This window comes from Paenibacillus tritici (assembly GCF_018207515.1).
GTDB lineage: Bacteria > Bacillota > Bacilli > Paenibacillales > Paenibacillaceae > Paenibacillus_AQ > Paenibacillus_AQ tritici.
On sequence record NZ_CP073365.1, the window covers coordinates 1,109,542 to 1,122,921 of the forward strand.

A 13,380-nucleotide genomic window follows, 5' to 3' on the forward strand; every position below is an offset into this window, starting at 1 on the left:
CCTGCAAATGAGATGGAGGGAATTATGAGGTACGATTGTGTTTTATTTGATGCTGATGATACGCTGTATGATTACGGGATGGCAGAGAGCCACGCCTTGTCCCATGCCTTCTCCCACTTCAGGCTGCCGACAGGCGCGCAGGAGTATGCCGCCAGCTACCAGGAGATTAACCGCTCGTTGTGGAAGGATCTGGAGCAAGGGAAGATTACCTCTGCCGCCCTGCGGGTGGAACGGTTCAACCGGCTGTTTGCCGCCCATGAGCTTAAGTTTAAGCCGGATGAATTCAGTGAAGCGTATCTGCGCTTTCTGGGGGAGGGTACCTTCCTGATTCAAGGGGCAGCCGAGCTCTGCGGTGAGCTTGCCGGATGCAGGCTGGCTATTATAACTAACGGAATCAAGGATGTGCAGCAATCCAGAATCAAGGGCTCCCCGCTTAGCGAGGTGTTCGAGGCGATTATTATTTCGGAGGAGACGGGCTATCAGAAGCCGGAGACCGGGATTTTTGACTATGCATTTGAGAAGCTTAAGCTTGCCGATAAACGTAAGGTGCTGATGGTTGGCGACTCCCTGACCTCGGATATTCAGGGCGGGATCAATTATGGTATTGATACGTGCTGGTTCAATCCGCTGGGCAAGCCCGGTGATCCTGAGATAACGCCTACCTATGAGATTCGCAGCCTGGATGAGCTTCTGGAGATTGTGAATGAATAGGGCTTGAACAGCGCAGGAAGGTTGAAAGTTTCGTTCTTGTGTTAAATATATAGGTACGCTACATTCCTTCTTTATTCATAACAACACACGGGAGAGGATATTGTATGAGAAAAAAATGGTTGATTGCCGCTGTTGTCACCGGCCTTACGGTAACAGGTTCAGCAGGCGTGTACGCAGGCACCAAATTGCAGGAAATCAAAGCTTATCTGAACCACAGCTTAGGGATTGTGGTGGATGGAACTCCTTATTGGATGAAGGATGGTAACGGCAAAACCTTGACGCCGATCACCTATAATGGCCTCACGTACCTGCCGGTCCAGTCGATTGCTTCTGTGTTGAAGGTGCCTATCAATTACGATGCGGCCAATTATAAAGTGAGAATCGGCGCTGGCAGCGGGGATATTCCGGCTCCTGCCCCGACTCCGACTCCTCCTCCAGGAACTTCCACCGGCGGGGGGAATACTGCCCCTGTAGTTGAGGGGACGGCCAGACCGGTTAATCTGCCTAAGGATTTCCCGATTCCGGTTGACGCCTTGATTGCAATTACCCTGGATACGGATGCCGGCGGCTTGAAGAAGTCAGCCTTCACCTATTCCACGCAGGAAACACTGGAGACTATGGGCTTCGTGTACAGTGAATATTCGCGGATTAAAACGCTGGATAATGCTTCCGAGTCAGTATCAGCCAGCAATGTCAGAATTACAGGCAGACTCGGCGGGACAAGCCCGGTATCCATTACAGGTAAAGCATCCACAACCCGGCCAGGCTATAATCTATTCACGATTACCTGGTCGGAGAGTTGAGCTGAAGCCGGTAAGGCAGTCCGTTATTTAGCCAGACACACTAAAGAACTCCGGCGGGGAAGTCAGCCGGAGTTCTTCAGCATGGAATGCTCTAATATCGTTAAGCCTGCGGGCGGGTATCCAGCGGTTTCAGGTGGGCCTCAATCTGTGCCCGCTTCGATTCCAGGAACGGCGGCAGAGCCAAGGATTCACCCAGATGCTCAACCTCTTCATCCGTGGCGAATCCCGGTCCGTCTGTAGCCAGCTCGAACAGGATACCATTCGGCTCACGGAAATACAGTGAGCGGAAATAGAAGCGGTCAACAAATCCCGAGTTGGGCAGCTGTACGGTACGGATGCGTTCGATCCACTGCTTCAGCTCCTCTTCGTTATCCACGCGGAAGGCCACATGATGCACGCCGCCCCGTCCCAGCCGCTCCTGCGGAAGGTCGCTGCGTTCCTCCAGATGGATCTCCGTGCCGGAGCCGCCTTCACCGGTCTCGAACACGATAACCTCCGGCTGACCGGCAACAGGCGAAGGATAGGTTCCCTTACGGCGGAAGCCAAGCAGGTCCTCCAGGATCAGGGCGGTGTGTTCAGCAGTCTCGACGGTCAGATGCGCTGGTCCCAGTCCGGTTATGGCGTATTCGGCCGGAACGGGACTCTTGGCCCAGGGCTTACCGCCGGCCATGCCCTCGTTATGCTCATCCGAGACGAGGATCAGGCGCTGGCCCTCATGGTCGGTGAAGGCCAGCGTCTTGCGGCCGCCGCATTCGGTGATTTCCTCATGCTCAACGCCGAGCACCGTGAACCGCTGTGTCCAGAAGAGCAGGGCTTCATCACTGGGAACGCGTAGGGAGAGCGCGGAGATGCTGTTGTTGCCGTCGCGGTTCCGCCCTGCATTAGGCAGCTCGAAGAAGGTAAGCTCTGTGCCCGGATTCCCTGTCTCATCCCCATAGAACAGGTGATAGACAGACACATCGTCCTGGTTGACGGTCTTCTTGATCAAGCGGAGTCCAAGTACTTCGGTGTAGAATTTGTAGTTTTCCGGTGCTTTGGCTGTAATGGCGGATACATGATGAAGCCCTTTTAATGTTAAACTCATAAGAATACCTCCTGAATGTTGTGTTATGCGGCTATATTATTAAAGCTGCAAATTACTTATTAATATTAAGTTACTATAATTTTAATAGTAAATGAGTAATTTTGCAAGAGGTATTCCAAGTATATAAAAGGCACTAAAGAAATAAACAAAAAGCAAAAGAAGCGGAGGGGGAATTTGGAACTGTAGGAGCGGTAGCGACCGCCTGAAAGCTTTCCGCAGGAAAGCTCGCTTCGGAAGCATCAGCAGTCCCCGGATTTCATCCGCGAAGAGCGGAATAAATCAAGAAATCTGGGGACAACAGCGGCCGGAAGTCCAAATGTTCACCGTAGTGACGATAAGCTTCAAGTTCAATCTTATGTGCGTCTTATATACAATTTATTATTCAAGAAAGCGGGGTTAATCATGCACACCAGATCAAGTCTGCTGAAGCAGCTGGAGAGCCTGGGAATAGATCCGCAGGGAACACTGCTGGTTCATTCCTCGTTTAAAAGCATCGGTGAAGTCGAAGGGGGAGCAGATACCGTACTCGATGTTCTCTCCGAATATATGAAGGAGGGTCTGTTAGTTCTGCCGACACATACCTGGTCGTATATTAACGGGGAGAATCCGCGTTTCTCCGTGCTGGAGTCGCCTTCCTGCGTCGGCATTCTGCCGGAACTGTTCCGGGCGCGGCCGGGCGTCATCCGCTCCTGGCATCCGACACATTCGGTAGCTGCGCTTGGCGCAGATGCGGCTGGCTTCACAGCCGGAGATGAACGCTGGGATACACCGTGCGCACGCAAATCGGTATATGGCAAGCTGCTGGACCGCAAGGCAGATATTATGCTGCTTGGTGTCGATCTGCGGAGGAACACCTTCATCCATGGGATTGAAGAGTGGGTGGATATCCCCGGCCGGATGACGGACGGGCATGAACCGCTCTGTACCGTGACCCCCGGAGGACAGGAGATTCCCGTCCCTTCACGCAGGCATAGCGGGTTGTCCTGGTCGCAGCATTTTTGGAAGGTAGAGTCTGTGCTGGAGGATGGCGGGGCTCTGCGCAGGGGGAGCTTCGGCGATGCGGCGGTCATGCTCTGCGGGACTGTGGAGACAACCCGCATCCTGAGCGCCATGCTGGAGGAGAATCCGGATTTGTTCTCAGACAATGAGCCGCTCGGCGGGCAGGACGTACCCGAGGCGCTGCCCAAGACGAAGCGGGAACAACCTTTACAGGCAGCAATGAGGCGTACGGAAGGTTAATTCAGGCAAGATATCTACTGGTTCTGGCAGGTTTCTATCGCAGGTTTCTATCAATGTATGGTATATTATTCTCACAAAAAACATAGTAAGGAGATTGGAAATGGAAAAAACATTGATCTTTGGACACAAAAACCCGGATACAGATACCATCTGCTCAGCAATTGCCTATGCGTCACTCAAGAAGGAATTAGGCTGGGATGCCGAGCCGGTCCGGCTTGGAGACATCAGCGGGGAGACGCAGTTCGCCCTTGACTATTTTGCGGTAGAAGCACCGCGTCTGGTAGAGAACGTAGCCGCAGAAGCCAAACAAGTGATCCTGGTTGACCATAATGAACGCCAGCAAAGCGCGAATGATATCGATCAGGTTCGTGTGGTTGAGGTCATTGACCATCACCGGATTGCGAACTTTGAGACGGCCTACCCGCTGTACTACCGGGCCGAGCCTGTAGGCTGTACTGCTACTATCCTGAACAAGCTGTACAAAGAGAACGGCGTAGCCATTCCGAAGAACATCGCCGGGCTGATGCTGTCCGCAATCATTTCCGACTCCTTGCTGTTCAAGTCGCCGACCTGCACGGAGCAGGATGTGGCCGCTGCGCGTGAGCTGGCTGAGATTGCCGGAGTGGACGCTGAGAGCTACGGCCTGGACATGCTCAAAGCCGGTGCAGACCTGAGTGATAAGACTATCGCCCAGCTGATCTCTCTGGATGCCAAGGAATTCAAGATGGGTGATTACAAGGTGGAGATTGCCCAGGTCAACGCAGTGGATGTGAATGATGTGTTATCCAAGCAGGCTGAACTGGAAACGGCACTTGCTGCAATTATCGACGACAAGGGACTCGATCTGTTCCTGTTCGTGGTTACCGATATCCTGAACAATGATTCCGTGGGCTTGGCTCTGGGCCGTGTAGCCGGAGCTGTAGAGCAGGCTTACAATGTGAAGCTGGATGACAATAAGGCTGTGCTTAAGGGTGTAGTCTCCCGTAAATCACAGATTGTACCGGTTCTTACGGAGACCATCGCCAAGCTGTAAAAGAGGTTCCCGGAGTTAACCGGGCTGCGTACCCGCTATCATTGTGCCTTAACCGTCTGTGCATTTCCCCAGGAAATTGTACAGGCGGTTTTATTTTACAATTCAGAGCAACTCCTTGGCGTTTGAAGGGTATAAACAGCATAGGACATTCAAGGGGGACGGGAAATAATGGGGAAGATGCGCAAGCTGGTTGCTTCAACACTCTGCCTGATGATGGTCTCGGGAGGAGGCTTGCTGTACGCCGCTGCCGGCAAGACAGATCTCTCTATGTATGTGAATAATGTGCTGCTCAAGCAGCCGGCCTTATCCTCCGACGGCGGGGTCTACCTGCCTGTGGAGCAGCTTCCGGAGAACCTGCAGGCGATCATGTCCGTGGACGAGTCGGCAGGGACGGTCCGGATCTACAAGCCTAATGTGAACACGGTACTGCTTGATGACCAGGGGAAGATTTTCGGCAAAGTAAGAAGTGACTCCAGCAGCACCTTCTCTGCCCTGGTACAGGTGGATCACTTGAAGACAGATATATCAGATCTGAAGATTACCATCACTGACCCTGCGGGCAAGACGGATATCGTGGATAACCAGCCGATTACCGAGAAGAAAGACAGCTTCTGGTTCAAATCAGCAGCCTATAACTATAAGGTCACCGATAAGGGGAATTATATGATCCAGGTGTATTTCAAAGATGCGGCATCCAAGAAATGGTTCATCGTTTCCGAGCTGCAAATCTCTACTACTTAAGACTGCCAAGGCTTCAATCTGATAACCATACAGGAGGCGATCCTATTGATAAAAGTATACCCTGCCGAGTCTGCGCACCGGTTCGATCACGGCTGGCTGAAGGGCAGTCATGTGTTCTCGTTTGGGGATTTCTATGACCCGGACAACACGGCATTCGGCCCGATGCGGGTCTGCAACGACGATACGATCTCCCCGGGCCGGGGCTTCGGCGCCCACCCGCACAGTGACATGGAGATTGTCTCTATTGTCCTGGCCGGCACCCTGCGTCATGAAGACAACCTGGGTAATGTGGCACAGACGTCTTTCGGCGGAATTCAGCGGATGTCGGCCGGGACAGGTGCGATTCATACAGAGCATAACCCTTCGGACAGTGAGCCGGTACGGCTGCTGCAGCTGTGGTTCATGCCACGGACACGGGGAACCGCTCCATCCTATGCTACAGGACGATTCGATCCGGCGAAGCTTGAAGGAAGATTGCTCCCGGTTGTGGCGGCTGAAGCCTCAGCGGAGATTGTGGATATTGCCCAGGATATGACGATTTATCTCGGCAGGGCTCAGGGGGGCGGACAACTGGACTTCCGGCAGGAGCCGGGACGGCGCAGCTTCGTCTATCTGGTGGAAGGACAGCTCACCCTGAACGGGGACGCGGTGCTGAAGCCTGGAGATTCTGCGAGAATAGACGGAGTGGACAAGCTGGAGCTGAAGGCGGATGAGAATATACTGGTCATGGTGATTGATCTGCCGTAATTCAAGACCCGAATGCAGACAAGGAGGAGGAACTTCTGATGGCAGAACAGGAACGAGTGCTGGTGAAGCATTCCGTAACAGGACGCATGCTGGTGAGCAGTATGGAGGGAGTCGGTTACACCTTCGATGAGCAGGGCGGCCTGACCTTGATTACCCTGACAGGGGTTACGGCTGATCAAGGCGCGGCGGTGGTTGAGCTGAAGACCGAGCTTAATGTATTCCGGTTCGAGGAGCCTGCGGACGGACCTGTCATTAAGCACTGGTACTACGTAGGGGATAATCCGGTTACGTATGATGCGGACTCCGGACGCCTTACGATAGCTGTACAATCCGAGATCGAATACCGGCCTGATCAATACTGGGCATAAGGCTATAACAGACACCAATTTTGTACGGATTGGGTATCTATTCACGGGCTGTTCCGAAAGCCATGAAATGGCTGCTTAGGGCAGCTCTTTATTTTGGAGTAGGATCAATGTGAGTGCTTGGGTGGACGCTGCGTGAACGGACCGTTGTTCCAATCGCTGTTGCCCCCAGATTTTTATTGATTCTCCTTAGCGGTGAAAATCCGGGGGCAAAGGCGACCGCTACCGCTTTTCCACAATCGTTCCGTCCTCTCCGCTGTTTGAGCGGAAAAAGTTTCTTCAAATTTTTCTAAAATCAAATAAGGAACCTTCCTTTTGATGAAATGTAGTTACCATACACTATTTCAAAGGAGAGGTGCCGTCAATCGGCTGGACGACGCCATTTTTGACGCTGCCAGATCCTCCTGTTCATGGCTGGCGCTGGCTGGACGAAAACGCCACAACTTTCGAATGCTGAATCACTTCTGTCCGTCATTCGGCGTACAGCCAAGCATTATCTTCCTCGCTTCGCAAGATGTCCTGAGCCTGATAACCACTTCCCGACCTTCTGTCTTGGTGCAGCGTTCCTTCAGCAGACAGCCTTCGCAGTGTACGCCCAGTTCTCAATCTTTCCAACATTCTACTTGTGGTAGCTGCCGTATTTCACGACCGCCTGTAAACCACTGGTGTCAGTCTTGCTAAAGTTATTTCGGTCGCCAAACAGTGATTGGTACTGTTCGTGCTTCAATAGCCTGGGCAACATATTCTTTCGAAGCTTTCGAACGGCTTAAGATTCGCCAAGGTCGGAAGATTGTAGAAACAATTCCCGCTTAAACAGCGGAGAGAACGGAACGATTGTGGAAAAGCGTCAGCGGTCGCCTTTGTCCCCGGATTTTCACCGCTAAGGAGAATAAATAAAATCTGGGGACAACAGCGATTGGAACAACGGTCCGTTCGCGCAGCGTCCACCCAAGTGCTCGCCTTGATCTTACTCAAAAATTCGACAAAAATTTAGCTTTTTATACATAATAGTGAGAAATGTAGCAGAGTGCAGCATGGATAATAAGGAAAATAGAACCAGGAAAGATTATGGATTACTGAAAGGCGGAGGCCCATGGGAGCACTTCATATGAATGCGGCAGCGAATTACGGCAACAGGGAGTCTTATTTTGACGGGAAGCTCATTGAGTATATCGGCTGGTGTCTGGCGGGGTGGCTGGTTACGGTCTGTACAATCGGTATATGCTATCCCTGGTCTATAGTGATGATCTACCGGTGGAAGGTGGAGCATACCGTGGTGGAGGGCCAGCGCCTGCGGTTTGACGGTACGGCCGTCAGCCTGTTCGGACAATGGATCAAGTGGTTCCTGCTATCGGTGATTACGCTGGGAATCTACGGCTTCTGGGTGGTAATCAAGCTGGAGCAGTGGAGAACGAAGAATACCCATTTCCAATAATTCGCAATGATTTAGGACTTAAGAGCAATGAAGATACACGAAGAGCCATCTCCCGTTACCGGAGGATGGCTCTTCGTCTTGTGTTGAATTCTCGCTGCCGCTGGCGGCAAGAAGCGTTATTGCACCTTCTGCGGCTCTGGATAAGTCACGCCAAGCGTATCCACGCTGACCTTCTTCATCACCGGCGGCTGGTCAGGACGGTCATTCTCGCCACGCGGCAGATTGACGATAGCCTGCACGGCGTCAAGTCCTTCGGTAACTTTGCCGAAGGCGGCATACTCGCCGTCAAGGCTCGGATAAGAATCCGCCATAATGAAGAACTGTGAGCCCGCCGTATCCATCTCCTTGCCCCTGGCCATGGACAGCACGCCTTCCGTATGCAGCAGGTTGTTAGTGAAGCCGTTGTTATTGAACTCTCCCGCGATGCTGTAGCCCGGACCTCCAGTCCCCTTACCGTCAGGGTCACCGCCCTGAATCATGAATCCGGGAATAACCCGATGGAAGATGGTTCCGTCATAGAAGCCCTTCTGGATCAGTGAAATGAAGTTGTTGACTGTGTTGGGGGCAACCTCAGGATACAGCTCCGCCTTAATGATGCTGCCGTTATCCATCTCAATCGTAACCACCGGGTGGCTCGCGGTGGCTGAAGGTACGCCTTCCGTAGCTGCTGCAGGATTATTCTGTGGCAGCTCGCTGCCTGTTGTGGGACTGCCGTTTCCGTTCCCGGCAGTATTACTGGTTGGCTTGTTGCCGCAGCCCGCCAGAATCACGAGCATCAGGCACATTATCGCCAGCAGGATGACGGGTTGTCTTGTTGTAAGCTTCACTTCAGAATCTCTCCTTTTATGCTTGAATAATCTGGTACATTCACCTCTGTATCATACCTTCTTTGCCTTGCATCATGCAAAGCCTGCTGAGCATCCTTCATTGCCATCCTTAAGCCTTGTCCTTGCTGTGATGCTTTTTAGCGGTTGCCAGTGTCGTTCCATCAGGAACCGGGAGCAGCGCGCTTTTGGAGCTGCCGATAAGCTGGGAGCTGTAAATGCCGCTGTGTCCCGAGAACAAATAGCTGATGATACAGGCAATGAACATATAGACCGCCCCGCCCGAGCCGAACAGCTCAATGCCCATAATGAAGCAGGCGATCGGTGTATTGACCGCTCCGCAGAAGACGGCGATGAAGCCGAGCGAAGCCAGAAAAGGGCCGTAGAGATGAAGGAGCCCGGCCAGGCTGTTCCCCAGAGAAGCTCCGATAGCGAATAGCGGCGTCACTTCGCCGCCCTGGAAGCCGGTCCCCAGGGTGAAGGCGGTGAAGATAAGCTTCCACAGAAAAGCGAAGGGGGGTACATCCGCCGTAAACGAATCGCTGATTAGCGGAATTCCGAGGCCGAGATAGTCCCGTGTACCGGCAATATACACCAGGGCGATGATGATGAGACCGCCGGCGGCGCTTTTGAGCATAGGATTACGGATGAGGGCTGTGAAGGTCCGCTTCAGATAATGGGTAAGCTCACTGAACAGCAGGCTGCATAGACCGAATACGATGGAGGCGGCAATGACTTTGACCAGCACCAGCGCATCCATACCGGGGAAGGCATCCACCTGATAATGGATATGATGCACGCCCCACAAGCGGGAAGCGGTAAGATCCCCGGTGAAGCTGGCTACAAAACAGGGCAGCAGCGCCTTATGGCTGATCAGGCCAATAGCGATAACCTCCAGGCCGAACACCGTTCCGGCCAGCGGGGTTCCGAAGATGGAGCCGAAGCCGCCGCTGATTCCGCACATCAGCAGGATTCTGCGGTCGAGCGGACTGATCCTGATCCATCTTCCGAGGGCGTCTGCCAAGCTGCCGCCCATTTGTACTGCGGTGCCTTCGCGACCGGCCGAGCCGCCGAAGAGATGGGTAATCAGAGTTCCGGCAAGGACCAGAGGAGCCATCCGCAGCGGAATGGCTTCATTGCCCTGCTGAATCTGCTCCAGAATCAGGTTGTTTCCCTTGATACTGCTCTTGCCGTAACGCATATACAGCCCGCTAACGATAGCGCCCCCTAACGGAAGCAGGAAGAGCAGCCAGGCATGCTCGAGCCTTACCCTGGTGACCGCCTCCAGAGCGGTCAGGAACAGAGCGGAAGCACTTCCTGACAGCAGGCCCACCATTCCTCCGAGAATCACCCACTTCACGAACGTACTCCAGAGCGCCAGCTGACTCTGACGCGCTGCAAGCTCTGTCCACCGTGCATACTTACTTTTCATTCTGCTTAAGCCCCCGTACCTGAAATATACTCCTGACGTGAAACAGACTTCTGAAACGAAACAGACTCCTACCAGCAGAGTAAGCACTGGTAGGAGTCATTAGTCCCGAAGAACGGTTATGGCGAACTCCATCGCCATATGGAATGAGATTATAGTAAGTTGATTCTCTCCAAAAGTCAATATGGACCGCTCTACTGGTCTTCACCGCTGGAGCCGTTCAACACATCGGTACCTGGCATAGCGTCAGGGTCCGGGGAGACCGGGTCTATGCGGCTTCCGGGAACGAGTTCGTCCGCATCAGGGACATCCTCCAGCGGAGCGGGTTCATCCGCTTCATCCGTCAGCTCTCCCTCATCACTCCCCTCTGCGCCGTCGGCATAATCAATGACACTGCCGGTTAACCCAGCTGCTCCGGCGGTATAGATGGCATCCGATTCCAGCAGCTCGTCCCGTTCCGGGCCTGGGGTCCCGGCAGAAGGAAGGGGACGGTCTGCCCGCGGTCCCAGCCCGGCGTCCGGTACGTTCAGACCGATGTCTGCAGCAAGAATAGGGTCGCTCTCCAGCGCCGGATCAGAACCGTCATCCACTACCCCGTCGAAATCTATAGGTGTGAAATGGGCAGGATCATGACTGGCCAGTGCAGATTCCAGCGGACGGTTCCCGGCATCCGCCGCCTCCTCGCTGGGACTTTGTTCTGTAATGGTGCCAAGCGGACGCAGTTCTTCCAGCGGGATATCCTGCTCCGGGGAAATACCACCCATTTTGGTATAACGCTCATAGGTGAAGTCGGCTTCCGTCTTATTGAATTCATTACCCATTGCTATTCAGCTCCCTTTGTTGTTAGTCCGTTAGTACATCTATACCCGTTCAGCCAGCGGCGAATCTGCCCGGCCGCCCGTTCTGGCGTTCTGCTTAATATATTCATTCCTCCGGCGGAATAACCAGAATAACCGAGCTCATTCGAGGTTATTTGCAGGATAAGGCAGGTATTGTGCAAACGTTGTCGAAAATAAGAATCATATGGACTACATAAATACAACGAATGATTCACTGAGGTGCCACAAATGAAGTTGCCATCAACCAAAATGGCAGCAGTCTTGATTATGCTGCTGCTCGTGATAGCCATAATTCCGGTGGGTATCGCCATGGAATGGGACGGACATACAGAAGCTGAGATTCCAGCATGGGAACTGAAGTGGGAGACAGCCGGGATCAATGGCATAGAAGAGGCGGCGGCATGGCCTGCCGGGGAGTGGAGCTTCATACAGGCGAGCGGAGCCCGGCCGCTTCCTCCTCCAGGTACAGCTTCCGCCTGGCTGCGGTTATCTTTGCCCCCTGCCGGTGCGAACCCGGCTATTCTGATTGATAAAGTATACGGCGATAGCCTAAAAGCTTTTATAGACAACCGCCTTATCTACGATTCTGACGGGGATGTGGAATACAGCGGCAACAAAGTGCTGATACCGCTGCCGGCACAAGACAGTGCCAAGCAGCTCTATCTGTGGAACGCAGGCAGCAAAGAGTTTGGGATTGAAGGCGAGGTAAGAGTAGGCAGCTATAATAAGCTGCTGTCCTTCTATGTGAAGCAGGATCTGGTAGACCTTGTTCTCGGAGCTGCCATGATCTTTATGGCCGGGGCCTTATTGGTCTGCCTGCTATTTCTCAAGCCGGAATTTTTCTATAGTGGTTTCTATCTGATTCTTGTCATTATATCCTTTGGTGTGCTGCTGATTACCTACTCCCCGTTCCTGCCGCTGATCATAAGCGGCGGGGAACGGCTGAGGGGGATTTGCTTTGATCTGGCATTGTTTACGCTTATGCCGGCGTTCACGCTCTATTTTGAACAGTTATTCGGACCCGGCAAGCGTGGACTCACCACCCGTGTGCGCAATTTTCAACTAACCTATTCCCTGTTTTGTGCAGGTGCGCTTATCCTGAATGCAGTGCTCTCTTTCCGGCTGGATGCCCTGTATTCCTTCCTGACCATTAACGTAACCGGTACGCTGATGATTGCGCAGTTTATGTACCTGCTGTATCTGGCGCTTTCTTATGCCCGCAGGGGCAATACAGATGCCATTGTGTTCTCCGGCGGCTTCACGGTGTTCGCCGTTGTTTCCTTGAGTGAGCTGTTACATTACTTCCTCTCCACGGAGAGATACCATCTGTATTGGTGGAAGTGGGGGATGGTGGTGTTTGTCATTTCCCTGATCGTCATTCTGGGGAGACGGTTTGCGGGAAGCCATGAGAAGGCTGTGGAATACTCCAGGGAGCTGGAGAAGTTCAACAATGATCTGCAGCGTTCGGAGAAAATGGAGATTATCAGCGAGCTCGCCGCCTCGGTAGCTCATGAGGTGCGCAATCCGCTTCAGGTCACCCGCGGGTTCCTGCAGATCCTGGGGGAGCGCTCCGGCAACAAGGAGAAGGAATACCTGCAGATGGCCGTGGAGGAGCTGGACCGGGCCTCGGTGATCATAACCGATTTTTTAACCTTTGCGAAGCCGGGTATGGATACAGTAGATGTATTCGAAGTCTCCGGCGAGCTGAAGCATGTGGCGGGTATCCTGGTTCCGCTGGCCAACCTGCAGGGCGGGTCCATCGAGCTGCGTCTGCAGAAGGATCTTCAAGTCACAGGCAGCCCGGCCAAATTCAAGCAGGCGTTCATTAATCTGATCAAGAACAGTATCGAGTCCTTGCAGGAGGAGGGGCTGATTGTGGTAACGGCCTGGAGATCAGGCGAATCTATCATCGTCAGCGTTAAGGATAACGGCGAGGGCATGAGGGTCAGTGAGCTGGCGAGACTGGGAGAGCCTTATTATTCCAACAAGACCAAGGGAACAGGACTGGGTCTCATGGTCACCTTCCGTATTATTGAAGCGATGGACGGGTCGATTGAGTTCAACAGCCGCAAAGGCGAAGGAACAGAGGTTATGATTACATTGCCGGCCTTTGCCGATAATTAGAAAATA

General features: G+C 53.2%; 13 protein-coding genes and 1 riboswitch. Of the genes, 9 read left to right on the forward strand and 4 right to left on the reverse strand.

The annotated features are described in order from the left end of the window. Positions 1-24: 24 nt before the first annotated feature. On the forward strand, positions 25-711 hold the full coding sequence (locus KDC22_RS04680) for a YjjG family noncanonical pyrimidine nucleotidase (protein WP_211723889.1): 687 nt from the start codon (positions 25-27) through the stop codon (positions 709-711). A 104-nt stretch (positions 712-815) separates the two neighbouring features. After that, positions 816-1,514, forward strand: a complete 699-nt coding sequence (locus KDC22_RS04685) for a stalk domain-containing protein (RefSeq protein ID WP_211722223.1) — start codon at positions 816-818, stop codon at positions 1,512-1,514. A 100-nt stretch (positions 1,515-1,614) separates the two neighbouring features. Here KDC22_RS04685 and KDC22_RS04690 read toward each other — a convergent pair whose 3' ends face one another. After that, complete coding sequence (locus KDC22_RS04690; protein ID WP_211722224.1) at positions 1,615-2,598, reverse strand: ring-cleaving dioxygenase; 984 nt, start codon at positions 2,596-2,598, stop codon at positions 1,615-1,617. Positions 2,599-3,000: 402 nt separating this feature from the next. Here KDC22_RS04690 and KDC22_RS04695 point away from each other — a divergent pair, with 402 nt between their 5' ends. From KDC22_RS04695 to KDC22_RS04720, 6 genes are all read left to right on the forward strand, one after another. Beyond that, positions 3,001-3,837, forward strand: a complete 837-nt coding sequence (locus tag KDC22_RS04695) for an AAC(3) family N-acetyltransferase (protein ID WP_211722225.1) — start codon at positions 3,001-3,003, stop codon at positions 3,835-3,837. 100 nt (positions 3,838-3,937) lie between these two features. Next, positions 3,938-4,870: a manganese-dependent inorganic pyrophosphatase gene (locus KDC22_RS04700; protein WP_173136701.1), complete on the forward strand. Its 933-nt coding sequence runs from the start codon at positions 3,938-3,940 to the stop codon at positions 4,868-4,870. Positions 4,871-5,038: 168 nt separating this feature from the next. After that, a complete protein-coding gene (locus tag KDC22_RS04705; RefSeq protein ID WP_211722226.1) occupies positions 5,039-5,611 on the forward strand; it encodes a hypothetical protein in 573 nt (190 codons plus the stop codon). A 45-nt stretch (positions 5,612-5,656) separates the two neighbouring features. After that, positions 5,657-6,358 (forward strand): pirin family protein, encoded by a 702-nt coding sequence (locus KDC22_RS04710; protein ID WP_211722227.1) that lies wholly within the window; start codon positions 5,657-5,659, stop codon positions 6,356-6,358. 38 nt (positions 6,359-6,396) lie between these two features. After that, complete coding sequence (locus KDC22_RS04715) at positions 6,397-6,726, forward strand: hypothetical protein (RefSeq protein WP_211722228.1); 330 nt, start codon at positions 6,397-6,399, stop codon at positions 6,724-6,726. Positions 6,727-7,816: 1,090 nt separating this feature from the next. After that, positions 7,817-8,158, forward strand: a complete 342-nt coding sequence (locus KDC22_RS04720; RefSeq protein WP_246553297.1) for a DUF898 family protein — start codon at positions 7,817-7,819, stop codon at positions 8,156-8,158. 116 nt (positions 8,159-8,274) lie between these two features. Here KDC22_RS04720 and KDC22_RS04725 read toward each other — a convergent pair whose 3' ends face one another. The 3 genes from KDC22_RS04725 to KDC22_RS04735 form a co-directional block, all read right to left on the reverse strand. Next, the gene (locus KDC22_RS04725; protein ID WP_425516995.1) at positions 8,275-8,985 is read right to left on the reverse strand and encodes a peptidylprolyl isomerase; all 711 of its coding nucleotides are present in this window, start codon (positions 8,983-8,985) and stop codon (positions 8,275-8,277) included. A gap of 109 nt (positions 8,986-9,094) precedes the next feature. Then, complete coding sequence (locus KDC22_RS04730; protein ID WP_211722229.1) at positions 9,095-10,414, reverse strand: voltage-gated chloride channel family protein; 1,320 nt, start codon at positions 10,412-10,414, stop codon at positions 9,095-9,097. 83 nt (positions 10,415-10,497) lie between these two features. Then, positions 10,498-10,559, reverse strand: a riboswitch (Fluoride riboswitch). Between the two features lie 46 nt (positions 10,560-10,605). Next, entirely contained in the window at positions 10,606-11,232 is a 627-nt protein-coding gene (locus tag KDC22_RS04735) for a hypothetical protein (protein WP_211722230.1), read from the reverse strand. 246 nt (positions 11,233-11,478) lie between these two features. Between KDC22_RS04735 and KDC22_RS04740 the strand changes: the two genes are divergently transcribed. After that, a complete protein-coding gene (locus tag KDC22_RS04740; RefSeq protein ID WP_211722231.1) occupies positions 11,479-13,374 on the forward strand; it encodes a sensor histidine kinase in 1,896 nt (631 codons plus the stop codon). Positions 13,375-13,380 lie beyond the last annotated feature (6 nt).

Excerpts from the sequence above, each read along its gene's own strand:
- KDC22_RS04690 (WP_211722224.1), bottom strand. The coding sequence starts at position 2,598 with ATGAGTTTAACATTAAAAGGGCTTCATCATGTATCCGCCATTACAGCC.
- KDC22_RS04735 (WP_211722230.1), bottom strand. The coding sequence starts at position 11,232 with ATGGGTAATGAATTCAATAAGACGGAAGCCGACTTCACCTATGAGCGT.
- KDC22_RS04715 (WP_211722228.1), top strand. The coding sequence starts at position 6,397 with ATGGCAGAACAGGAACGAGTGCTGGTGAAGCATTCCGTAACAGGACGC.
- KDC22_RS04695 (WP_211722225.1), top strand. The coding sequence starts at position 3,001 with ATGCACACCAGATCAAGTCTGCTGAAGCAGCTGGAGAGCCTGGGAATA.
- KDC22_RS04680 (WP_211723889.1), top strand. The coding sequence starts at position 25 with ATGAGGTACGATTGTGTTTTATTTGATGCTGATGATACGCTGTATGAT.
- KDC22_RS04705 (WP_211722226.1), top strand. The coding sequence starts at position 5,039 with ATGGGGAAGATGCGCAAGCTGGTTGCTTCAACACTCTGCCTGATGATG.
- KDC22_RS04700 (WP_173136701.1), top strand. The coding sequence starts at position 3,938 with ATGGAAAAAACATTGATCTTTGGACACAAAAACCCGGATACAGATACC.
- KDC22_RS04685 (WP_211722223.1), top strand. The coding sequence starts at position 816 with ATGAGAAAAAAATGGTTGATTGCCGCTGTTGTCACCGGCCTTACGGTA.
- KDC22_RS04720 (WP_246553297.1), top strand. The coding sequence starts at position 7,817 with ATGGGAGCACTTCATATGAATGCGGCAGCGAATTACGGCAACAGGGAG.
- KDC22_RS04740 (WP_211722231.1), top strand. The coding sequence starts at position 11,479 with ATGAAGTTGCCATCAACCAAAATGGCAGCAGTCTTGATTATGCTGCTG.
- KDC22_RS04730 (WP_211722229.1), bottom strand. The coding sequence starts at position 10,414 with ATGAAAAGTAAGTATGCACGGTGGACAGAGCTTGCAGCGCGTCAGAGT.